Source organism: Enterobacter cloacae complex sp. I1M (genome assembly GCF_014982425.1).
GTDB classification, from domain to species: Bacteria; Pseudomonadota; Gammaproteobacteria; order Enterobacterales; family Enterobacteriaceae; genus Enterobacter; species Enterobacter intestinihominis.
In genome coordinates this window covers 19962-43314 of the sequence record NZ_JADCLG010000014.1, presented here as the reverse complement: position 1 = coordinate 43314, position 23353 = coordinate 19962, and the positions used below count along the sequence as shown (strand labels likewise).

22 protein-coding genes are annotated in these 23353 nt (G+C 58.9%); 20 read left to right on the top strand and 2 right to left on the bottom strand.

Going from position 1 to position 23353, the window contains the following annotated elements; all coding sequences use genetic code 11:
• The first annotated feature begins 6 nt into the window (after positions 1 to 6).
• The 12 genes from INF86_RS09250 to INF86_RS09195 all read left to right on the top strand — a co-directional run bounded on the left by INF86_RS09250 (position 7) and on the right by INF86_RS09195 (position 11969).
• Positions 7 to 1029, top strand: coding sequence for an aromatic ring-hydroxylating dioxygenase subunit alpha (locus tag INF86_RS09250; RefSeq protein WP_193543448.1), 1023 nt, complete (start codon positions 7 to 9; stop codon positions 1027 to 1029).
• Positions 1029 to 1778, top strand: coding sequence for an SDR family oxidoreductase (locus INF86_RS09245; RefSeq protein ID WP_063163574.1), 750 nt, complete (start codon positions 1029 to 1031; stop codon positions 1776 to 1778). The genes INF86_RS09250 and INF86_RS09245 overlap by 1 nt, the downstream gene beginning before the upstream one ends.
• Positions 1779 to 1790: 12 nt before the next feature.
• On the top strand, positions 1791 to 2579 hold the full coding sequence (locus INF86_RS09240) for an IclR family transcriptional regulator (protein WP_003860053.1): 789 nt from the start codon (positions 1791 to 1793) through the stop codon (positions 2577 to 2579).
• Between the two features lie 78 nt (positions 2580 to 2657).
• Positions 2658 to 3584 (top strand): VOC family protein, encoded by a 927-nt coding sequence (locus tag INF86_RS09235; RefSeq protein WP_192970437.1) that lies wholly within the window; start codon positions 2658 to 2660, stop codon positions 3582 to 3584.
• Entirely contained in the window at positions 3581 to 4768 is a 1188-nt protein-coding gene (locus tag INF86_RS09230) for an NAD(P)/FAD-dependent oxidoreductase (RefSeq protein ID WP_193543447.1), read from the top strand. The genes INF86_RS09235 and INF86_RS09230 overlap by 4 nt, the downstream gene beginning before the upstream one ends.
• Before the next feature lie 25 nt (positions 4769 to 4793).
• Complete coding sequence (locus INF86_RS09225; protein ID WP_108458248.1) at positions 4794 to 5957, top strand: MFS transporter; 1164 nt, start codon at positions 4794 to 4796, stop codon at positions 5955 to 5957.
• Positions 5958 to 5967: 10 nt separating this feature from the next.
• Positions 5968 to 6498 (top strand): cupin domain-containing protein, encoded by a 531-nt coding sequence (locus INF86_RS09220; protein ID WP_022649339.1) that lies wholly within the window; start codon positions 5968 to 5970, stop codon positions 6496 to 6498.
• A 9-nt stretch (positions 6499 to 6507) separates the two neighbouring features.
• Positions 6508 to 7278: an alpha/beta fold hydrolase gene (locus INF86_RS09215; RefSeq protein WP_038416704.1), complete on the top strand. Its 771-nt coding sequence runs from the start codon at positions 6508 to 6510 to the stop codon at positions 7276 to 7278.
• On the top strand, positions 7262 to 8056 hold the full coding sequence (locus INF86_RS09210) for an SDR family oxidoreductase (RefSeq protein WP_063148693.1): 795 nt from the start codon (positions 7262 to 7264) through the stop codon (positions 8054 to 8056). The genes INF86_RS09215 and INF86_RS09210 overlap by 17 nt, the downstream gene beginning before the upstream one ends.
• 9 nt (positions 8057 to 8065) lie before the next feature.
• Entirely contained in the window at positions 8066 to 8836 is a 771-nt protein-coding gene (locus INF86_RS09205; protein WP_023295404.1) for an aspartate dehydrogenase, read from the top strand.
• A gap of 9 nt (positions 8837 to 8845) precedes the next feature.
• A complete protein-coding gene (locus INF86_RS09200) occupies positions 8846 to 10315 on the top strand; it encodes an aldehyde dehydrogenase (protein ID WP_022649335.1) in 1470 nt (489 codons plus the stop codon).
• A gap of 13 nt (positions 10316 to 10328) precedes the next feature.
• The gene (locus INF86_RS09195; protein ID WP_063201536.1) at positions 10329 to 11969 is read left to right on the top strand and encodes a thiamine pyrophosphate-binding protein; all 1641 of its coding nucleotides are present in this window, start codon (positions 10329 to 10331) and stop codon (positions 11967 to 11969) included.
• Between the two features lie 45 nt (positions 11970 to 12014).
• Here the strand turns inward: INF86_RS09195 and INF86_RS09190 are convergent, their stop codons facing one another.
• The gene (locus INF86_RS09190) at positions 12015 to 12773 is read right to left on the bottom strand and encodes a M48 family metallopeptidase (protein ID WP_003860073.1); all 759 of its coding nucleotides are present in this window, start codon (positions 12771 to 12773) and stop codon (positions 12015 to 12017) included.
• A gap of 272 nt (positions 12774 to 13045) precedes the next feature.
• Here INF86_RS09190 and tkt point away from each other — a divergent pair, with 272 nt between their 5' ends.
• The 7 genes from tkt (at position 13046) to INF86_RS09155 (ending at position 21435) form a co-directional block, all read left to right on the top strand.
• Positions 13046 to 15037: a transketolase gene (tkt, locus tag INF86_RS09185; RefSeq protein ID WP_193543446.1), complete on the top strand. Its 1992-nt coding sequence runs from the start codon at positions 13046 to 13048 to the stop codon at positions 15035 to 15037.
• A gap of 356 nt (positions 15038 to 15393) precedes the next feature.
• Entirely contained in the window at positions 15394 to 16413 is a 1020-nt protein-coding gene (gene epd, locus INF86_RS09180; protein ID WP_022649326.1) for an erythrose-4-phosphate dehydrogenase, read from the top strand.
• 49 nt (positions 16414 to 16462) lie between these two features.
• Positions 16463 to 17626, top strand: coding sequence for a phosphoglycerate kinase (gene pgk / locus INF86_RS09175; RefSeq protein WP_023298554.1), 1164 nt, complete (start codon positions 16463 to 16465; stop codon positions 17624 to 17626).
• Positions 17627 to 17718: 92 nt separating this feature from the next.
• Positions 17719 to 18798 (top strand): class II fructose-bisphosphate aldolase, encoded by a 1080-nt coding sequence (gene fbaA, locus INF86_RS09170; RefSeq protein ID WP_017692704.1) that lies wholly within the window; start codon positions 17719 to 17721, stop codon positions 18796 to 18798.
• Positions 18799 to 18986: 188 nt separating this feature from the next.
• The gene (locus INF86_RS09165) at positions 18987 to 19841 is read left to right on the top strand and encodes a small-conductance mechanosensitive channel MscS (RefSeq protein ID WP_022649325.1); all 855 of its coding nucleotides are present in this window, start codon (positions 18987 to 18989) and stop codon (positions 19839 to 19841) included.
• Between the two features lie 143 nt (positions 19842 to 19984).
• A complete protein-coding gene (gene argO / locus INF86_RS09160; protein ID WP_003860085.1) occupies positions 19985 to 20620 on the top strand; it encodes an arginine exporter ArgO in 636 nt (211 codons plus the stop codon).
• A gap of 92 nt (positions 20621 to 20712) precedes the next feature.
• Complete coding sequence (locus INF86_RS09155) at positions 20713 to 21435, top strand: oxidative stress defense protein (protein ID WP_022649323.1); 723 nt, start codon at positions 20713 to 20715, stop codon at positions 21433 to 21435.
• 42 nt (positions 21436 to 21477) lie between these two features.
• Here INF86_RS09155 and argP read toward each other — a convergent pair whose 3' ends face one another.
• Positions 21478 to 22371, bottom strand: coding sequence for a DNA-binding transcriptional regulator ArgP (gene argP, locus INF86_RS09150; protein WP_003860089.1), 894 nt, complete (start codon positions 22369 to 22371; stop codon positions 21478 to 21480).
• 127 nt (positions 22372 to 22498) lie between these two features.
• Here argP and rpiA point away from each other — a divergent pair, with 127 nt between their 5' ends.
• Positions 22499 to 23158, top strand: coding sequence for a ribose-5-phosphate isomerase RpiA (gene rpiA / locus INF86_RS09145; RefSeq protein ID WP_022649322.1), 660 nt, complete (start codon positions 22499 to 22501; stop codon positions 23156 to 23158).
• The last annotated feature ends 195 nt before the right edge of the window (positions 23159 to 23353 follow it).

Below are 23353 nucleotides of genomic sequence, written 5' to 3'. Positions count from 1 at the left end.
AACGCGATGACGACGACCGTACAACACTATCTGGATAAAGGCCTGCGCGGCCTCTGGTATCCGGTGCTGGCGAGCTGGGAAGTGCAGTCTGCGCCGGTGGGCATCACCCGCCTGGGCGAGCAGATTGTGGTCTGGCGCAACAAAGACGGCCAGGTGCAGGCGCTGGAGGACCGCTGTCCGCACCGCGGCGCGCGCCTGTCGATGGGCTGGAACCTCGGCGACCGCATCGCCTGCTGGTATCACGGCGTAGAGGTGGCGGGCAACGGCGAGGTGAAAGACGTGCCCGCTGTGGATAAATGTCCGCTGGTCGGCCAGCAGTGCGTGCGCAGCTATAACGTGCAGGAGGCGCACGGCGCCATCTTCCTCTGGTTTGGCGTCACCGCGGATCAGCAGCCGGACGAACTGACCTTCCCGGATGAACTCGCCGACACGGACAGCTTCAGCAACTTCCTCTGCACCGCCGCGTGGAAATGCAATTACCAGTACGCGCTGGAAAACGTGATGGACCCGATGCACGGCACCTATCTGCACTCCTCCTCGCACTCGATGGCGGAAGGGGATCGCAAGGCCGACATGGTGCTCCAGCCGACCAAAACCGGCTTTATCTTTGAGAAGAAAGGGCAGAGCGGCGTCAACTTCGACTGGGTGGAGCTGGGCAACAGCGGCACCTACTGGATGCGTCTCTCCATTCCGTACAAGAAGCGTTTCGGGCCGGGCGGCCACTTCTTTATCGTCGGCATGGTGGTGCCGGAAGATAACGACAACTGCCGCGTCTTCTTCTGGCGCATTCGCCGGGTGCAGGGCTGGCAGCGCGATATGTGGCGCTTCATGTACCGCAACCGGCTGGAAAAACTGCACTGGGAAGTGCTGGAGCAGGACCGCGTGGTGCTGGAGAGCCTGGCGCCAAACGCCCGCGATCATGAATACCTGTATCAGCACGACGTTGGCCTCTCGCGCCTGCGTCGCATGATGCAAAAGGCCGCCAAAGAGCAGCTGGCGATGCGTGAAGCACAGCAGGGGGCCGCCTGATGAACGGGCTGCTGAGCGGTAAACGCATCGTCATAACCGGCGCCGCGCGCGGGCTGGGCTTTCACTTTGCCAAAACCTGCGCGGAGCAGGGCGCGGCGGTGGTGATGTGCGACATCCTCAAAGGCGAGCTGGCCGAGAGCGCCCACCGGCTGAGCGAGCGGGGATATGCGATCGAATCGCACGTTATCGATCTGGCCGATCCGCAGTCCATTGAGCAGGTGTTCAGCGCGATTGGCGAGCAGGGGCAGATTGACGGTCTGGTGAACAACGCGGCGATGGCGACGGGCGTCGGCGGCAAAAATATGCTCGATTACGATCCGGATCTCTGGGATCGGGTGATGAGCGTCAACGTCAAAGGCACCTGGCTGGTGACGCGCGCCGCGGTGCCGCTGCTGCGCGAGGGGGCGGGCATCGTGAACGTCGCGTCCGACACCGCGCTGTGGGGCGCGCCGCGCCTGATGGCCTACGTCGCCAGCAAGGGCGCCGTGATTGCCATGACTCGCTCAATGGCGCGCGAACTGGGTGAAAAGCGTATACGCATTAACGCCATCGCGCCGGGGCTAACCCGCGTCGAGGCGACGGAATATGTCCCCGCCGAACGGCATCAACTCTACGAAAACGGCCGCGCGTTAACCGGGGCACAGCAGCCGGAAGACGTCACCGGCAGCGTGGTCTGGCTGTTAAGCGATCTGTCGCGGTTCATCACCGGACAGCTGATCCCGGTCAACGGCGGTTTTGTCTTTAACTAAGGTAGGGCGATGATGGCAAACGATCAGGAAGTGAAGTATCTGGTGCCGGGGCTGGAGCGCGGTTTACAGCTGCTGTTGGCCTTTGGCGAGCAGCATCGCGATCTGACCTTTGCCGAACTGCATCGGCTGGTGGATATGCCGAAGGCCACCGCCTATCGCGTGGTACAGACGCTGGAGTACATGGGATTTCTGGAGCGCAACACGCGCACCAATACCTTTTCGCTGGGCATGAACGTGCTGCGTCTTGGCTTTGAGTACATCGCCTCGCTGGACGTGGCGCAGGTCGGCCAGCCGGTGATCGAGCAATTGCGCGACGTGAGCCAGTGCAGCAGCCATCTGGCGATCCGCGACGGGCGCGACATTATCTATATCGCCCGCGTCAGCGCCGCCGGGTCGCGTATCAACCAGGTCAGCATTGGTACCCGTCTGCCGGTGCACTGCACCTCGCTGGGCCGCATGCTGTTGACCGATATTTCCCGCGCTGATTTCGAACAGCTGTTCCCGCATGAGCGCCTGCCGGGCAACACGCCGGGGCAGCTTCACGACCGCGAAGCCCTGTGGCAGATGGTGCAGCAGGACAAAGCCCGCGGGTATGTCATCGGCGAATCCTTCTTCCGCCACGGCATCTCTTCCATCGTCTACCCGGTGTATGACCGAAGCGGCCGCGTGGCGGCGGTGGTCAGCATTCTGGTGCCGTCGGAGGAGATCCCACAGAGCGACCGCGAGCGCCTGCAAAACGAGGTTCGCCTCGCGGCGGATAAAATTTCTGGCTTCTTAGGGTATCTGTCACAGGCCAGTTAAATCAGTGAGTTAACGTCAGGCGCTTGACTGCGTCGGGCATGTTTTACGCCCAATCTGGGCCAGATGAGGCAACGAACGATGAGTATAACCGGAATTGAAAAGCTGGAATTTGGTGTGGAAGACCTGACGCACTGCGCCAAATTTATGCGTGATTTTGGCCTGACGGGCGATGCCAGCGGCCAGCGTTTCACCACCCTGAGCGGCGCGCGCGTGGAGCTTAACCCGATCGACAGCCCCGACCTGCCGCCCGCGTTTGAAGCGGGTAACACTCTGCGCCGCATGACCTGGGCGGTTGCCAGCCAGTATGAGCTGGATGCGCTGCGCCCGAAGCTGGCGCAACAGCCAGGTTTTCGTGAAGTGGGCGACGCGCTGGAATGCCTGGATCCGAACGGCATGACGCTGCGCGTGCAGGTGACCCAGCAGACCGACGTGGAGCTTAACGTCGAGCCAATAAACCAGTGGGGCGACGCCCGCCGTATCGACACGCCCAGCCCGGTTTACGATCGCGCCCAGCCGATCAACGTGGGGCATGTGGTGTTCTTCGTGGAAGAGCTGGCGGCAGTGGAGAAATTCTACCGCGAGGTGCTCGGCTTCCAGGTCTCGGATCGCTATATCAACCGCGCCGTGTTCCTGCGCTGCGGGGCGCGTGGCGGCCATCACAACCTGTTCCTGCTGCAACTGCCGAACCGCAAGCGCGGCCTTAACCACGTGGCCTTCACCGTGCGCGACATCCACGAGGTGATCGGCGGCGGTATCGCGATGAATAAACATGACTGGAGCACCTTTATCGGGCCGGGCCGTCATCCGGTGTCGTCGGCGTACTTCTGGTACGTCAACAGCCCGACCGGCGGCGCGTTTGAGTATTACACCAACGACGACTACCTGACCGAAAACTGGCAGCCGCGCGAGCTGGAGCACTCCCTGGTCTCCTTTACCGAATGGGCGGTGGAGGGCGGGATTGACCACGACACGCGCCGTCAGCAGAAAAAGCCGGAGGCGGTATGACATCGCGCATTGTCATTATCGGCGGCGGCCAGGCGGGCGGCTGGGCGGCGAAAACCCTGCGTGACGAGGGCTTCGACGGCGAGATTTGCGTGGTGGCGGAAGAGGAATGGGATTTCTACGAGCGGCCGCCGCTGTCAAAAGCGTCTCTGCTGGAGCCGGACTCCGCGCTTCCGCGGCTGTTTAGCGAAGAAGCGCAGCAGGCACTGAACCTGATCTGGTACCGCCCGCTGCGTGCTGAATCAGTCGATCGTGAAGAGAAAATCGTGCGTTTAAGCAACGGCGAACGTCTTAGTTACAACATCCTTTTAATCGCTACCGGCGGGCGCGCGCGCCTGCCTTCGCAGGCGTGGGCCAGCCATCCGCAGGTTTATACCCTGCGCCACTGGCAGGACGCGCAGCGTCTGAAGGCGCGTCTGGCGGAAAGTCACAAACTGGCGATTATCGGCGGCGGCTGGATTGGCCTTGAGATTGCCGCTTCCGCGCGGAAAAGCGGCGTGGCGGTCACCCTGTTCGAGCAGCAGCCTGCGGTGTGCATGCGCTCGGTGAGCAGCGAGGTGTCCCAGCGCCTGGAGGCCATCCACCGCGAGCAGGGGGTGGAGATCCGTACCGGCTGCGGCGCGCTGGAGCTGGAGGACGATAATGGCCTGCCGGTCATCCACTGCGACGGCAACCGTGAAACCTTTGATGCGGTCGTGGTCGGGATCGGCGTCGATCTCAATCTGGAGCTGGCGCTTGATGCGGGGCTGAAAACCGGGCGCGGGATCGTGGTGGATGCCCAGGGACGCACCTCGGATCCATTCATCTTTGCCGCTGGCGATGTGGCCCAGCACCATCACTACGGCCTGTGCATCCAGTCCTGGGCCTTCGCCCAGAATCAGGCAGTGGCGACGGCGAAAGCGATGCTCAACCCCGATGCGCCAGGTTACGACGACGCGCCGTGGCTGTGGTCGGATCAATATCAGCACAATATTCAGATCCTCGGTATTCCGCAGCCGGAGAGTAAAACGATAGTGCGTGAAGATGCGCTGTTCTTCTCGCTGGATGAAAACGGGCGGCTGACGCAGCTGGTAGCGTTCAACGATGCGCGCACCGTCAAGCTGGCGAAGCGCTGGATGGCGGCGGGGCGGGATCTGTCGAACGTACCGCTTGCCGACCCGACATTTTCACTGATGTCACTGCGATAGCTAACCCGCACCCGTAGGGGGAGAGATGACCACACTAGAGACGAACACCGCGCCGGTTGAGGCGAGCGGTGAGGGGACCCGCACGCCCGAAAAAGCGGTGCGCTGGGCCATCCCGTTGTCGCTGCTGGCCTGCGTGCTGCTGGCGTTTTTCGACAAAATCAGCATCGCGGCGCTCTTTTCGGATACCCATTTCCAGCAGGCGATGGGCATTGATTTCGACACCACGCGCCTCGGCATATTGATGAGCGCCTTCCTGCTGAGCTACGGCTTTTCGTCGGTATTTTTGAGCGGTTTAGGCGACAAAATCGCGCCGCTGCGCCTGCTCACCGGGATGATGGCTGTGTGGTGCGTGCTGATGGTGGCGATGGGCTTTACCCATAACTACACGCTGATGATCGTCCTGCGCATCCTGCTGGGCGTGGCGGAAGGGCCGCTGTTCCCGCTGGCTTTCGCCATCGTGCGCCACAACTTCCCGCAGCATCTGCAGGCGCGCGCCACCATGCTGTGGCTGCTGGGCACACCGGTAGGGGCGGCAATTGGCTTCCCGCTCTCCCTCTGGCTGCTGAACACCTTCGGCTGGCAGAGCACCTTCTTTGTCATGGCAATGCTGACCGTGCCGGTGCTTATCTTTGTGCGCATCGGCCTGCGCGGGATCCGTCTGGAGGCTAAACCCGGCACTTCGCAGGCGTCACAGGACGAGCGGCGTGCCGCGCGGCGCGAGCTGTTCGTCAGCCCGCACTTCTGGATCATCTGCATCTTTAACATCGCGTTCCTGACCTACCTGTGGGGCATCAACGGCTGGCTGCCGGGCTACCTGATCAAAGGCAAAGGCATTCACCTTGAGCATGCAGGCTGGCTGTCGTCGATGCCGTTCATCGCCATGCTGGCGGCGGTAATGCACCTCGATACCCCGCTCGCCGTCATCGCGGCGATGAGCTTCAGCACCTTTATGTGGGGCACCGGCGCGCCCAACATTTTCGCCCTGCTGGCGAAGGCCACCCATCCCCGGGTGAGCGCCACGGCGGGCGGCATTTTCAACGGGCTGGGAAACTTTGCAGGCGCGCTGTCGCCGGCGGTGATGGGCGCGCTTATCGCCTTCACCCACAGCATGGATTCCGGGCTGATTTTTCTGGCGGTGATGGCGGCGGTGGGCTGCGTCCTGTTACTGCCGCTGCTGAGACGTTACTGAGGAGAGTGTCATGACTGATTCAACCGTAACCCACAAAACGGGCATCAAACCTGACCATCTGACGATGGAGGAGTGGGTCGAGTCGCGCATCGCGCGCTTCGAAGGCCGTAAATACGACTGGAACGCGCTGAAGTTCCAGGCCGATTTTGACCCAAAATACCGCCGGGCGCAGATGCGCTACATCGGCACCGGCGCAACCGGCGTGGCGAACGACACCAACACCGTGCAGGCGGACCATTTCACCTTCTCCACCATGGTACTGCCGTCGAAGTGCGAAGGGCCGCTGCACCTGCACGACGACGTGGAAGAGGTGTTCTTCATGCTCAAGGGGCAGATCACGCTGATGATCCAGGACGGCGACAACTACACCGAAACCGTGCTGCGCGAGCGTGACCTGATCTCCGTCCCGCCGGGCATCTATCGCGGCCTGTTTAACCACGGGGAAGAAGAGGCGCTGATGTGCGTCATGCTGGGGACCAACAAGCCGGAAATCCCGACCTATCCGTCCGACCATCCGCTCTCGAAAGTGAAGCGGAACTAAGGGGGCACCATGACGGGTTTTCGTGAACAGGGAAGCGGCATTCCGCTGATGCTGCTACACGGGATCAGCTCTGGCGCTGCGTCCTGGCACAAGCAGATGGCGCTGAACGGTTTTCGCGTGCTGGCGTGGGACATGCCCGGTTATGGCGAAAGCCCGATGCTGGCCGTCGCGCGGGCAAACGCGGGGGATTACGCCGACGTGCTGGCGGCGATGCTGGATCGCGCCGGTGTCTGGCAGGCGGTGCTGGTGGGCCATTCCCTGGGGGCACTGGTCGCAAGTGCCTTTGCGGCGAAGTTCCCGGATCGCGTCATTCATCTTGTACTGGCCGACGCTGCGCAGGGCTACGGCAATGCCGCGCCGGAGCAGCGGGAGCAGGTCTGGCGCAACCGCGAGCAGCAGATGGCGTTGGGCGGCGAAATCCTCGCCCAGACCCGTGCCGCGAAGCTGCTGCGCCCCGGCGCGCGCGCGGAAGATATCGCCACCGTCGCGGCGGGCATGCGCACGCTGCGCCCGGAAGGCTACCTTGCCGCCGCGTGGATGCTGGCGCATGACGACATTCACGGCTGGCTTAAACGATACTCCGGCACGTTTGAAGTCTGGTGCGGCGAGCAGGACGCGATAACGCAGCCCGAACTGGTGCAGGGGCTGGCGCTGCGCTACGGCATGCCGTTTACCGCCATTCCGCAGGCCGGGCACGCCAGCTATCTCGATAACGACGTGTTTTTCAACCAACAGCTTTTACGCATTAACGAAGAGGTGCGCGATGAATGCACAAATTGACGGGCGCGTAGCGGTAGTCACCGGCGGTTCTTCTGGCATTGGCTTTGAAACGCTGCGCCTGCTGCTGGGGGAAGGGGCGAAAGTCGCCTTCTGCGGCCGTGACCCGGACCGGCTCGCCAGCGCCCATGCGACGCTGCAAAACGAATTCCCCCACGGGGAGATTTTTTCTTACCGCTGCGACGTGCTGAACGCCGACGAGGTTCAGGCCTTTGCGGATGCGGTGCAGGCGCGCTTTGGCGCGGCTGATCTGCTGATCAACAACGCCGGGCAGGGCTACGTGGCGCACTTCCATGACACCCCGCGCGAGGCGTGGCTGCACGAGGCAGAGCTGAAGCTGTTTGGCGTCATCAATCCGGTGCAGGCGTTTCAGCCGCTGCTGGAGCAGTCAGACATTGCCTCTGTTACCTGCGTCAACTCCCTGCTGGCGCTACAGCCGGAGGAGCACATGATCGCTACCTCCGCTGCTCGTGCCGCGTTGCTGAACATGACGCTGACGCTCTCGAAAGAGCTGGTGGGTAAAGGCATTCGCGTCAATTCCATTTTGCTCGGCATGGTGGAGTCCGGCCAGTGGCAGCGCCGCTTTGAAAACCGGGCGGACAAAAGCCAGAGCTGGCCGGAGTGGACGGCGGATATCGCGCGCAAGCGCGGCATTCCAATGGCGCGCCTCGGCAAGCCGCAGGAGCCCGCGCAGGCGCTGCTGTTCCTCGCCTCGCCGCTGGCCTCGTTTACCACCGGCGCCGCGCTGGACGTTTCCGGCGGCTTCTGTCGCCATCTGTAAGGACGCATCATGAAAAAGGTAATGTTGATTGGTTTTGGTGCCATGGCGCAGGCGGTGATTGAGCGCCTGCCCGCCGGTGTGGCTATCGGCTGGATCGTGGCGCGCGCGTCTCACCATGCCGCCATTCACGACCAGTTTGGCGATGCGGTCGAGGCGCTGACGTCGCCAATGGCGTGCGCGCAAACGCCGGATCTGGTGCTGGAATGCGCCAGCCAGCAGGCGGTGGCCCAGTACGGGGAAGAGATCCTGCGTCGCGGCTGGCATCTGGCCGTCATTTCCACCGGCGCGCTGGCGGACAGCGCGCTGGAGCAGCGTCTGCTCGCCGCGGGCGGAAAACTGACTCTGCTTTCCGGTGCAGTGGCCGGTATCGACGGGCTGGCGGCAGCGAAAGAGGGTGGGCTTGAGCGCGTCACCTATCAGTCGCGCAAAAGCCCGGCCAGCTGGCGCGGCAGCTATGCCGAGCAGCTTATCGATCTGAATGCGGTGTCAGAGGCAAAGGTCTTTTTTGAAGGCAGCGCCCGCGAGGCGGCGCGGCTGTTCCCGGCGAACGCCAACGTAGCGGCGACCGTGGCGCTCGGCGGCGTCGGGATGGATGACACCCGCGTGCAGCTGATGGTTGACCCGGCAACGAAACGTAACACCCACACGCTGCACGTCGAAGGGCTGTTTGGCGAATTCCATCTGGAGCTTAGCGGGCTGCCGCTGGCGTCTAACCCTAAAACCTCCACCCTGGCGGCACTGAGCGCGGTGCGCGCCTGCCGCGAGCTGGCCCTGAGCTGAGGAGTGACGATGGACGATCTGAAGATTTTTATCGGCGGACAGTGGCGACACGGCGGAGGTAACCCGATGCAGAGCCACTTCCCGGCAGACGGGTCGATCAACGCGACGCTGAACGCCGCCAGTCTGGATGACCTGGAGGAGGCGGTAGACGCCGGAGAGCGCGCCTGGCGCGATCCCGCCTGGCGTAACAGCCTGCCGCACGTGCGGGCGAAGATCCTGCACAAGGTGGCGGATCTTATTGAATCCCGTGTGGATGAACTGGCGCAGATGCAGAGCCGGGATAACGGCAAGCCGCTGGCGGAAGCGTGCGGGCTGGTGATGAGCGCGGCGGGAACGGCGCGCTACTTTGCCGCCGCCTGCGAGCTGCTGGAGGGTGAACTTCCGACACCGCGCCAGCCGGATCTGCTGACGCTGAGCCGCTACGAGCCCCTTGGCGTGGTAGCGGCCATCACGCCGTGGAACTCGCCGATTGCCAGCGAAATGCAGAAGGTCGCACCGGCGATTGCCGCCGGGAACGCGGTGATCCTCAAGCCCGCCGAAGCCACGCCGCTGATGGCGCTGGAGTTGGCGCGGATTTTTGAACAGGCCGGGCTGCCCGCCGGGCTGCTGAGCGTGCTGCCGGGCAAAGGCTCGGTGATTGGTGATGCGCTGGCGCGTCATCCTCGCGTGCGCAAAATTTCCTTTACCGGCGGAACCACTACGGGCCGTCATCTGGCGCACGTGGCGGCGGAAAAACTGATCCCGGCCTCGCTGGAGCTGGGCGGCAAATCGCCGACCATCGTGCTGGAGGATGCCGATATCGAACAGGCGGCGCGCGGGATCTGCTACGGCATTTTCAGCTCGGCGGGGCAGGCGTGCATCGCCGGATCGCGGCTGTTTATCCACGAGAGTATTTACGCCCCGCTGATGGCGAGGCTGCTGGAATTAACTCGCGGGCTGCGCGTCGGGCATCCGTTTACCGACGGCGTGCATGTAGGACCGCTGATCGGCGAGAAACATCGCCAGAGCGTGATCGAGTACGTCGAACTGGCGAAGCGGGAAGGGGGCCGCGTGCTGTGCGGCGGCGAGATCCCCGCCGATCCCGCTCTGGCAAACGGCAGCTTCTTCCAGCCAACCATTATCGAAGGGCTACACAACAGCGCCCGCGCATGTCAGGAAGAGATCTTCGGCCCGGTGCTGGTGGCGATGCCGTTTGGCGATGAAGCGGCGCTTATTCGCGAGGCGAACGACTCGGTTTACGGCCTGGCGGCGGGGATCTGGACGCGCGATACCGGGCGCGCCCTGCGTCTCAGCGAGCAGCTGGAGGCAGGCACGGTGTGGATCAACACCTACAAAGTTTTTGCGATTTCGACCCCGTTCGGGGGCTTTAAAGAGAGCGGTCTGGGCCGCGAGAAGGGTATCCAGGGGCTGAAAGCCTGGATGCAACAAAAGAGCATTTATCTGGCGACGGGTAACAGCGTCAACCACTGGTGCGACTGAGAAAGGGTGAGCAATGAGCGAAATGATAACCGTCGGCGACGCCATCGCCAGAACGCTGGAGCAGTATCAGGTTGAGGCCATCTACGGCGTCATCTCCATTCACAACCTGCCGATAGCGGATGCGGTTGGGCAGCGGGGCAATATCCGCTTTGTACCCGCGCGCGGTGAAGCCGGTTCCGTCACCATGGCCGATGCTCACGGGCGCTTTTCCGGCCTCGGCGTGGCGCTGACCAGCACCGGCGCGGGGGCCGGGAACGCGGTAGGCGCGCTGGTGGAAGCGATGAATGCCTGCACGCCGCTGCTGCATTTAACCGGGCAGGTAGAGAAAGCCTGGCTGGACGCCGACACCGGGTTTATCCATGAAACCCGCGATCAGCTGACCTTCCTGAAGGCCAGCTCAAAACGGGCGTACCGTATCAGCAATGCGAATCAGGCGATAGCCATTCTGCATAAAGCCATCCAGGAGGCGCAGACCCCACCGTGCGGACCGGTCTCGGTGGAAATCCCGATTGATATTCAGGGCGCCAAAATTCCGCTGTCGCTGGTAACCGCCCCGGTCAAACCGGCATCGGTTCCAGCCGTGGATACCGGGATGGTTGACGCGCTGTGGGCGCAGCTCAAACAGGCGAAACAGCCGCTGCTGTGGCTGGGCGGCGGGGCGCTGGGAAGCGCTGAGGCGGTGAAAAAACTGGCGGATGCGGGCATCACCGTGATTTCCAGCACCCACGCGCGCGGCGTGCTGCCGGACGACCACCGCGCCAGCCTGCGGGCGTTCCACAACTCGCCGTCGGTGGAGGCGCTGATTGCGCAGTGTGATTTTACGCTGGTGGCCGGTTCACGTCTGCGCAGCAACGAAACCCGCTCCTGGACGCTTGAGCTGCCGTCCCCGCGCGTGCAGATTGATATCGACCCGGCGGCGGCCAGCCGTAACTACCTGATGGATAGCACGTTGATAGCAGATTGTTCAGCGCTGCTTGGCGCGCTGGCTAAAAAAGTGCAGGGCCGCGAGTGGGGCAACGCCCAGTGGGATATGCAGGTGCAGCAGGCGGTCGGGCAAGCTGAGCAGGGGCTGCGCGAGCAGTGCGGCGCCTATGCGAAGCTTAACGACGCCATAGAAAAAGCCCTGCCGAAAGACGGCCTGCTGGTGCGCGATATCACCGTGTCCGGCAGCCTGTGGGGTAGCCGTCTGTTCAGGGCTAACGGTCCGCTGCTGAACATTCACTCCCTCGCCGGGGCGATTGGTATGGGACTGCCGATGGCCATCGGCACCGCGATTGCTAACCCGCAGCGCAGGGTGGTGGGACTGGTGGGCGACGGCGGCCTGAGCCTGAATTTAGGCGAGCTGGCGACGCTGGCGCAGGAGAAAGCCAACGTGACGCTGCTCATCATGAACGACGGGGGCTACGGCGTAATGCGCGGTATTCAGGATAAATATTTTGGCGGGCGTCAGTATTATAACGAACTGCATACACCGGACTTTACCCTGCTGGCGCAGGCGATTGGCCTACAGGCCTGGAGCGTTGAGCGGGCTGAGGACTTTGATGCGGTGATGACGGAAGCGCTGGCGATGCCGGGGCCGTCGGTGGTGGAAGTGCGGATGGGGCAGATTGGCGCCCTGAAGTTTGCCGGGCCGCCACAGAAAACGCTGTACTGATTGAGCCTTGTTGCCCGGTAGCGCGGCGCGCACCGGGCCGAAGTTTTATTTAATTCCGTCTGCCGCCATGCGGTCACGGATATGCTGCGCGCGTTCAACGGAGGCCGGGTGATCGTCAAACATGGAGCTTTGACGGCCTTCCTCCAGTTTCGCCAGTTTTTCGAAGCTGGTGGCTAAACCCGATGGATTGATGCCGCGTTTGCGCAACAGATCGTAAGAGTAGTCATCCGCTTCCGACTCCTGACGCTGGGAGAACTGGGAGTTAACCAGTTTCTCACCCACGTCGCCCAGCTGCGACTGGGACAGGCTGCCGACAATGCCGCCCGCAGAGGCCGCCGCAGCACGCACGGCATTGGTGCCCAGCGCAACCTGCATCCCTTTCTTCACGTGACCGAGAGCAACGTGACCCATTTCATGGCCGATCACCGCTTCCACTTCGTTGTCGGTCATCATGTCCATCAGGCCGCTGTAAACGCGGATACAGCCGTTAGCCATCGCGAAGGCGTTGACGTCTTTCGCCATATACACCTTGTAGTTAACCGGCTGACCGTTAATGTTGTCGCCCAGCGCGGAAGCAATCTTGTTCAGACGCTGCGTGTAGGTGCTGTTTGCCGGGGCAAGCGTAGCTTTTCCATCCATATCCTTACAGGCCTCGTCGCTCAGCGCTTTCACCTGCGCATCGCTCAATGAGTAGGCCTGAAAAGCTTCTGCGCCTGAGGTCATCAGGCCGTTAGAATCCATATTCTGACAGCCGCTTAGCAGGAGCGTTGTTCCCACAGCCAGCCCAATTGCACGCATTTTCATGATGTTGCTTCCGTACTCGTTAATCTGAATTAATTCCGAAAAATGCACCGTCAACGAAGCCGGTGTCGGGCTAAGTATAAGGAATATCTACAGGGGCGGGCGAGTAGATTGCGCAACATGCGAGCATGATCCAGAGATTTCTTAAGCTGCAAAAGAATGGTCCATGTACATGCCCTGCGGCTTGGGTTACATTGTTGGCACTTTTTTCCGGCGTAGCCCAAAACGCGCTGTCGTCAAGGGCATGGCCTTTAACAGTCCGATCTGGAGTTAAAATGTCCTCACGTAAAGAGCTTGCTAATGCTATTCGTGCGCTGAGCATGGACGCAGTACAGAAAGCCAAATCCGGCCACCCGGGCGCCCCTATGGGCATGGCTGACATCGCCGAAGTCCTGTGGCGTGATTTCCTTAACCACAACCCGCAGAACCCGGCATGGGCAGACCGCGACCGTTTCGTGCTGTCTAACGGCCATGGCTCTATGCTGATCTACAGCCTGCTGCACCTCACTGGCTACGATCTGCCAATCGAAGAGCTGAAAAATTTCCGTCAGCTGCACTCCAAAACTCCAGGTCACCCGGAAGTGGGCTACACCGCTGGCGTTGAAACCACTACCGGTCCGCTGGGTCAGGGCATTGCGAATGCCGTGGGTATGGCGATTGCTGAGAAGACCCTGGCGGCACAGTTCAACCGTCCTGGCCACGACATCGTTGACCACTTCACCTATGCGTTCCTGGGCGACGGCTGCATGATGGAAGGCATTTCTCACGAAGTGTGCTCCCTGGCAGGCACCCTGAAGCTGGGTAAACTGGTTGCGTTCTACGACGACAACGGCATCTCCATCGACGGTCACGTTGAAGGCTGGTTCACTGACGACACCGCCGCACGTTTCGAAGCCTACGGCTGGCACGTTGTGCGCGGCGTTGATGGCCACGATGCTGACTCGATTAAACGTGCCGTAGAAGAAGCGCGCGCCGTGACCGACAAACCGTCCCTGCTGATGTGCAAAACCATCATCGGCTTCGGTTCTCCGAACAAAGCGGGCACTCACGACTCCCACGGCGCACCACTGGGCGACGCGGAAATCGCACTGACCCGTGAAGCGCTTGGCTGGAAACACCCTGCCTTCGAAATCCCATCTGAAATCTACGCGCAGTGGGATGCGAAAGAAGTGGGCCAGGCGAAAGAAGCAGCCTGGAACGAGAAGTTCGCGGCTTACGCGAAAGCCTTCCCACAGGAAGCGGCTGAATTCACCCGTCGTATGAATGGTGACATGCCGTCTGACTTCGACGCGAAAGCGAACGAGTTCATTGCGAAGTTGCAGGCGAACCCGTCTAAAATCGCCAGCCGTAAAGCGTCTCAGAATGCGATCGAAGCGTTTGGTCCTCTGCTTCCAGAATTCCTCGGCGGCTCCGCTGACCTGGCGCCATCTAACCTGACCCTGTGGTCTGGCTCTAAGCCAATCAACGAAGACACTGCCGGTAACTACATCCATTATGGTGTACGTGAATTCGGTATGACTGCGATTGCCAACGGTATCGCTCTGCACGGTGGTTTCCTGCCGTACACCTCTACCTTCCTGATGTTCGTAGAATATGCACGTAACGCCGTGCGTATGGCTGCGCTGATGAAACAGCGTCAGGTGATGGTCTACACCCACGACTCCATCGGTCTGGGCGAAGATGGTCCAACTCACCAGCCGGTAGAGCAGGTGGCTTCCCTGCGCGTGACCCCGAACATGAGCACATGGCGTCCATGTGACCAGGTTGAATCTGCGGTGGCGTGGAAATACGGCGTTGAGCGTCAGGACGGCCCGACCGCGCTGATCCTCTCTCGTCAGAACCTGGCGCAGCAGGAACGTACCCCAGAGCAGCTGGCAAACATCGCCCGCGGTGGTTACGTGCTGAAAGATTGCGCGGGCCAGCCTGAGCTGATCTTTATCGCGACCGGTTCTGAAGTTGAACTGGCCGTTGCCGCATGGGAAAAACTGACTGCTGAAGGCGTGAAAGCGCGCGTGGTTTCCATGCCGTCTACCGATGCGTTCGACAAGCAGGATGCCGCGTACCGCGAATCTGTACTGCCTAAAGCGGTCTCCGCTCGCGTGGCAGTGGAAGCGGGTATCGCTGACTACTGGTTCAAATACGTTGGCCTGAACGGCGCTATCGTCGGTATGACCACGTTTGGTGAGTCTGCGCCGGCTGAACAGCTGTTTGAAGAGTTTGGCTTCACCGTTGAGAACGTTGTCGCTAAGGCGAAAGAACTGCTGTAATTGCCGTTTTGCCCGGTGGCGCTAACGCTTACCGGGCCTACAAATGGCATAAAATGTAGGCCGGGTAAGCGTTAGCGCCACCCGGCTTTTTTGTATGCACGATTCCTCAGACATGTAACTGCTCTGTAAATTATTCCACCGAAAATGTGATGCAAGTCATATAGCTCGCTTATTCATCTGGACAGAGATTCCTTTTATTCCCCGATTCGCTTATTCTTGCTGAAGCGTTTCAGTCGATTAAATGTTCGACAATTGACCAATCAATCGCAGTTTGTGACAGCAAGGATTCCCCTTCGGGCGTCGCTGGATTACTCTTTCAGCCACCTCAAACTCAGGGATAGCTTTGCAGGAGATCTATGACCGTACGCGTAGCGATTAATGGCTTCGGTCGCATCGGGCGCAACGTGGTTCGTGCTTTATATGAATCCGGGCGTCGTGCGGAAATCACCGTGGTGGCAATCAATGAACTGGCGGATGCTGCGGGCATGGCGCATTTGTTGAAATATGACACCAGCCACGGTCGCTTTGCCTGGGACGTTCGCCAGGAAAGGGAACAGCTGTTCGTCGGTGACGATGCCATCCGCGTGCTGCATGAGAACAGTATTGAAGAGCTGCCCTGGCGCGAACTGGGTGTGGATGTGGTGCTGGACTGTACCGGCGTGTACGGTAACCGTGAACATGGCGAAGCACATCTGAATGCTGGCGCGAAAAAAGTGCTGTTCTCCCATCCCGGCAGTCACGACCTCGACGCCACCGTCGTGTTTGGTGTCAACCAGCACGAGCTGCAGGCTGAACACCGCATTGTCTCCAACGCCTCCTGTACCACCAACTGCATTATTCCGGTCATTAAACTGTTAGACGATGCGTATGGCATTGAATCCGGTACCGTGACCACGATTCACTCCGCCATGCACGATCAGCAGGTTATCGACGCCTACCATCCGGATTTACGACGCACTCGCGCGGCGAGCCAGTCCATCATTCCGGTGGATACGAAACTGGCTGCCGGGATCACGCGTATTTTCCCGCAGTTTAACGACCGTTTCGAAGCGATTGCCGTGCGCGTCCCGACGATAAACGTCACCGCAATCGATCTTAGCGTGACGGTGAAAAAACCGGTAAAAGCCTGTGAAGTCAACCTGTTGCTGCAAAAAGCGGCACAGGGAGCATTTCATGGTATAGTTGACTATACGGAATTACCGTTGGTCTCAGTAGATTTTAACCACGACCCGCACAGCGCCATCGTGGATGGCACGCAGACGCGAGTCAGTGGTGCGCACCTCATCAAGACGCTGGTCTGGTGTGATAACGAATGGGGCTTTGCTAACCGAATGCTCGACACCACGTTAGCCATGGCCGCAAAAGGTTTCAGGTAGAGCGCACCTTGCGCTTGCAAAACTTTAAGAATCAACGAGAGGATTCACCATGTCTGTAATTAAGATGACCGATCTGGATCTGGCAGGTAAACGCGTTTTCATCCGTGCCGATCTGAACGTACCGGTTAAAGATGGCAAAGTGACCAGCGACGCGCGTATCCGTGCATCTCTGCCAACCATTGAACTGGCTCTGAAGCAGGGCGCTAAAGTGATGGTCACCTCCCACCTGGGCCGTCCAACTGAAGGCGAGTACAACGAAGAGTTCTCTCTGCTGCCGGTTGTTAATTACCTGAAAGACAAACTGTCCAACCCGGTTCGCCTGGTGAAAGATTACCTGGACGGCGTAGAAGTTGCTGAAGGTGAGCTGGTTGTTCTGGAAAACGTTCGCTTCAACAAAGGCGAAAAGAAAGACGACGAAACCCTGTCCAAAAAATACGCTGCGCTGTGCGACGTATTCGTGATGGATGCCTTCGGTACGGCTCACCGTGCGCAGGCTTCTACCCACGGTATCGGTAAATTCGCAGACGTCGCCTGTGCAGGTCCACTGCTGGCTGACGAACTGGAAGCTCTGGGTAAAGCACTGAAAGAACCTGCTCGTCCGATGGTCGCTATCGTTGGTGGTTCTAAAGTTTCTACCAAACTGACCGTTCTGGATTCTCTGTCCAAAATTGCTGACCAGCTGATCGTTGGCGGTGGTATCGCGAACACCTTCGTTGCTGCGCAAGGCCACAACGTGGGTAAATCCCTGTACGAAGCGGATCTGGTTGACGAAGCCAAACGCCTGCTGAGCACCTGTGATATCCCGGTTCCAACTGACGTTCGCGTGGCGACCGAGTTCTCCGAAACTGCTACCGCAACCCTTAAATCTGTTAATGACATCAAAGATGAAGAGCAGATTCTGGACCTGGGCGACGTTTCTGCACAGAAACTGGCTGAAATCCTGAAAAACGCAAAAACTATCCTGTGGAACGGTCCTGTCGGCGTGTTCGAATTCCCGAACTTCCGCAAAGGGACTGAAATCGTTGCAAACGCTATCGCAGACAGCGAAGCGTTCTCTATCGCAGGCGGTGGTGACACCCTGGCAGCTATCGACCTGTTCGGTATCGCTGACAAGATCTCCTACATCTCCACTGGTGGCGGCGCATTCCTCGAATTCGTGGAAGGCAAAGTCCTGCCAGCAGTAGCAATGCTCGAAGAGCGCGCTAAGAAGTAAGCCATTCAGGGGCAGGGAAACCTGCCCAATTTTCAGCGCGCTTATCAGAGCTCGCACCTTTTCTAACGGCCGAAGATACAGGACTAAGCAACATGTCTAAAATTTTTGATTTCGTAAAACCTGGCGTTATCACTGGTGATGACGTACAGAAAGTGTTCCAGGTAGCTAAAGAAAACAACTTCGCTCTGCCAGCAGTTAACTGCGTAGGTACCGACTCCATCAATGCCGTACTGGAAACCGCTGCAAAAGTTAAAGCACCGGTTATCGTTCAGTTCTCTAACGGCGGCGCTGCGTTCATCGCAGGTAAAGGCGTGAAAACTGACGTTCCTCAGGGCGCTGCTATCCTGGGTGCTATCTCTGGCGCACATCATGTTCACCAGATGGCTGAGCACTACGGTGTTCCGGTTATCCTGCACACTGACCACTGCGCGAAAAAACTGCTGCCATGGATCGACGGTCTGCTGGACGCAGGTGAAAAACACTTCGCAGCAACCGGTAAGCCACTGTTCTCTTCTCACATGATCGACCTGTCCGAAGAGTCTCTGGAAGAAAACATCGAGATCTGCTCTAAGTACCTGGCGCGTATGTCCAAAATGGGCATGACCCTGGAAATCGAACTGGGTTGCACCGGCGGTGAAGAAGACGGTGTGGACAACAGCCACATGGACGCTTCTGCTCTGTACACTCAGCCAGAAGACGTTGATTACGCTTACACCGAGCTGAGCAAAATCAGCCCACGCTTCACCATCGCAGCATCCTTCGGTAACGTGCACGGCGTGTACAAGCCAGGTAACGTGGTTCTGACCCCGACCATCCTGCGTGATTCTCAGGAATATGTGTCTAAGAAACACAACCTGCCGCACAACAGCCTGAACTTCGTCTTCCACGGCGGTTCCGGTTCTTCTGCTCAGGAAATCAAAGATTCCGTAAGCTACGGCGTAGTGAAAATGAACATCGATACCGACACCCAGTGGGCAACCTGGGACGGTATCCTGCAATACTACAAAACCAACGAAGCTTACCTGCAAGGTCAGCTGGGCAACCCGAAAGGCGAAGACCAGCCGAACAAGAAATACTACGATCCACGCGTATGGCTGCGCGCTGCCCAGACTTCTATGATTACTCGTCTGGAGCAGGCTTTCAAAGAACTGAACGCGGTTGACGTTCTGTAATTTGAACTGCTGACAGCACATCAGAAGGCCCGCAAATGCGGGCCTTTTTTTATGCTTTTTCAATATCCTGCAATACCTGATTTTGTGATCTGTTTGGCATTACCCGCTCTTTTTGTTTACCCTTTACTGACCTGCCTGTCCCCTTAAGGGATAGATTTTGTGTTTTGGTTTAGCAAAAGGAAGAATAAATGGAACAACTTGATGTTGTAGACAGCATCAATCACGCGGGTAACTGGCTGGTGCGCAACCAGGCGCTACTGCTGAGCTACGCTGTGAATATTGTTGCCGCTATTGCCATCATCATTGTCGGGATGATCGTGGCGCGTATCGTATCGAACGCGGTCAACCGGGTGATGGTTGCACGACACATTGACGCCACGGTCGCCGATTTCCTCTCCGCGCTGGTGCGTTACGGCATCATCGCCTTTACGCTGATTGCGGCGCTGGGGCGTGTCGGCGTGCAGACGGCATCCGTCATCGCTGTGCTCGGTGCTGCCGGTCTGGCCATTGGTCTGGCATTACAGGGTTCGCTGTCGAACCTGGCGGCGGGCGTACTGCTGGTAACCTTCCGTCCGTTCCGTTCCGGTGAATACGTGGATTTAGGCGGGATCGCGGGTACCGTGTTGCAGGTACAGATTTTCTCTACCACTCTGCGTACTGTCGACGGTCGTATTGTGGTGGTACCGAACGGGAAAATCATTGCCGGTAATATCATTAACTTCTCCCGCGAGCCGGTGCGTCGTAACGAGCTGATCATCAGCGTGGCGTACGATTCCGATATCGATCAGGTGAAGTCTCTGATTACCAACATCATTGCTTCAGATGACCGTATTCTGAAGGACCGCGAGCAGACCGTTCGTCTGAATGAACTGGGCGCATCATCCATTAATTTTGTGGTGCGCATCTGGAGCAAAAGCAGCGATCTGCAAAACGTTTACTGGGATGTGCTGGAGCGCATTAAGCGTGACTTCGATGCTAACGGCATCAGCTTCCCGTACCCGCAGATGGACGTAAACGTCAAAAAAGTCAAAGAAGCAGAGTAACGTCTCCGTAGGCCCGGTAAGCGTCAGCGACACCGGGCTTTTCTTTTATTAGCCCCGCTAATCCCCAATTAATATTATCCATTTCCTCTAATGTCGTTCCCGCAGTATAGTCTGCCCCAGGACAACTCTGCGAGAATTACGTTATGTTATCTTACTATTTTCAAGGGCTTGCGTTAGGTGCGGCCATGATCCTTCCCCTTGGTCCACAAAATGCGTTCGTGATGAATCAGGGCATTCGCCGTCAGTACCATCTGATGATTGCCCTGCTGTGCGCGGTGAGCGATCTGCTGCTGATTTGCGCCGGGATTTTTGGCGGCAGCGCCCTGTTGATGCAGTCGCCGTGGCTGCTGGCGCTGGTTACCTGGGGCGGCGTAGCGTTTCTGCTGTGGTACGGGTTTGGCGCCCTGAAAACGGCCATGAGCAGCAATCTTGAGCTGGCGAGCGCCGAAGTGATGAAGCAAGGGCGCTGGAAGATTATCGTCACCATGCTCGCCGTGACATGGCTTAACCCGCACGTTTATCTTGATACGTTCGTGGTGCTCGGCAGCCTGGGTGGACAGCTGGACGTTGAGCCCAAACGCTGGTTTGCGCTCGGTACGGTCAGCGCCTCCTTCCTCTGGTTCTTTGGTCTTGCGATCCTGGCGGCGTGGCTGGCGCCACGACTGCGTACCGCCAAAGCGCAGCGCATTATCAATACCCTGGTGGGGCTGGTGATGTGGTTTATTGCCTTCCAGCTGGCGAAAGAGGGCATTCATCACGTACAGGGATTGTTCAACTAAGCGTTGTCTTATGGACATCTGAACAAGACCCGCTAAGCTTGCTGGCATGAGCCCTGTTAACAGGGCACTCTTCGCAACATGGAGGAATGACAGTGAAGTTTAAGGTGATGGCCCTGGCGGCATTAGTAAGTTTAGGTGCGGTGTCGGTGCAGGCGAATGAACTGCCAAACGGCCCGCACATTGTCACTTCAGGTACGGCAAGCGTGGATGCGGTACCGGATGTTGCAACCCTGGCAATTGAAGTGAACGTGGCGGCGAAAGATGCTGCTTCCGCTAAGAAACAGGCAGACGATCGTGTTGCGCAATACCTCTCTTTCCTGGAACAGAACGGTGTCGCGAAAAAAGACATCAGCTCTGCGAACCTGCGTACTCAACCGGATTACGATTACCAGAACGGCAAAAGCATCCTGAAAGGCTATCGCGCCGTGCGTACTGTAGAAGTGACCGTGCGCCAGCTTGATAAGCTCAACGGATTGCTGGATGGTGCGCTGAAGGCTGGGCTGAACGAAATTCGTTCCGTCTCGCTGGGCGTTGCGCAACCGGAGAAGTATAAAGACGAAGCGCGTAAAGCGGCGATTGATGATGCCATTCATCAGGCGCAGCAGCTGGCATCCGGCTTCAAGAGCAAGCTCGGTCCGGTTTACAGCGTGCGTTACCACGTCTCAAACTACCAGCCAAGCCCGATGGTGCGGATGATGAAAGCGGACGCCGCGCCGGTTTCTGCTCAGGAAACCTACGAGCAGCCAACCATTCAGTTCGACGATCAGGTTGATGTGGTGTTCCAGCTGGAGCCGACTGAAAAGCCAGCTCAGTAACCCGTAGGCCGGGTAAGGCGAAGCCGCCACCCGGCTTGTTTTTCAATCCTGTCTTAACACCTTATGCCCAAACGCCAGCAGCGCGTCGGTGACGTTGCGCATCATGCGGCTTTCCGGCGCAAAACGGTGCCAGTACAGCATCCGGCGCTGATACAGCCCCGGAGTTAAATCAATCAGCTCACCGCTTTTCAACTCTTTCTCAATCTGCAGATGCGGGATCATGCAGCAGGTGGTTCCCTGACGTGCAAGCTGCACAAAGGCTTCGGACGAGTTAACGATATGACACGGCACGCTGCCCGGCGGCAGATCGAAGTTTTGCTGCAGGAAGGCCTGATGCATATCGTCCAGATGGTCGAACGCGACGGCAGGGGCTTTTAGCAGCGCGGCGCGGGTCACACCGTTCGGGAAATAGCGCTCGGCAAAGGCTTTTGAACCGACGAAGAGGTAATCCAGCGCGCCCAACTGATCCACCAGACAGCTTGGCAGCGCCTGAGGCTGAATACTGACGGCACCAACCACTTCGCCGCGACGCAGACGTTCCTGGGTGCGGGTTTCATCTTCAACCTGGAGATTCAGGCGGATAGGGGAGTCGGCCAGCACCGGCGCAAGGGCCGGCAGCAGCCAGGTTGCCAGACTGTCGGCGTTCACCGCCAGCGACAGCAGCAGCGGCGTGGAGCCGGTCTGTTCATCGCCCAGCCACTCATCTTCCAGCAGTTCAACCTGACGCAGCAGGGCGAGGAGCTTTTGTCCTTGCTCCGTTGGACGCGGCGGTACGGTACGCACCAGCAGCGGCTGCCCGAACATGTTTTCAAGCTGTTTGATACGCTGTGATACGGCGGACTGGGTGATGCACAGCTTTTGCGCCGCGCGCTCAAAACCGCGTTCACGAATAACTGCATCAAGTGCCTGTAGTGTTCTGTAGTCCGGACGTTTCATTGCTCTGGCTGACTCCTTAATTTTGCTTAATCTGCACTATGACACAATTTTCCCTTCGTGGCAGACGAAATCCATTCGACGTGTTCTATAATGCGCCCTGAGTTTTCACACCACAGGCAAAACGATCATGACGCAGGATGAACTGAAAAAAGCAGTAGGATGGGCCGCTCTCCAGTACGTACAGCCGGGTACCATTGTCGGTGTTGGTACGGGATCGACGGCGGCGCACTTTATCGATGCGCTGGGCACGATGAAGGGGCAAATCGAGGGCGCGGTTTCGAGCTCCGATGCTTCCACGGAAAAGCTGAAAAGCCTCGGCATCACTGTTTTCGACCTCAACGAAGTGGACCGTCTGGGCATTTACGTTGATGGCGCGGATGAAATCAACGGCCACATGCAGATGATCAAAGGCGGTGGCGCGGCGCTGACCCGCGAAAAAATCATTGCCTCCGTGGCGGATAAGTTCATCTGCATCGCGGACGCCTCCAAGCAGGTCGACATTCTGGGGAGTTTCCCGCTGCCGGTCGAAGTGATCCCGATGGCGCGCAGTGCCGTGGCACGTCAACTGGTGAAGCTGGGTGGTCGTCCGGAATACCGTCAGGGTGTGGTGACCGACAACGGCAACGTGATCCTCGACGTTCACGGCCTTGAGATCCTCGATGCCATTGCGCTGGAAAATGCGATCAACGGCATTCCGGGCGTCGTTACCGTAGGGTTATTTGCCAACCGTGGCGCGGACGTGGCGCTGATCGGCACGGCTGACGGTGTAAAAACCATCGTAAAATGATCTGACGGGGGGAGCGCTCCCCCCGCTAAAAAATTTTGAAAAGCTAAATTCGGTGACTTGTGTCACGTTTTTCCGCCTCTTTTGCCGATCCTGCCGCGTTTGTAAATTTCCATAGCATTTTCCTCTGTCATTTTGCTCTGTATGACTTTTCTTCAGAGTGCCGACGCAAACGTTCATATTGCTGCAATAGTTTTT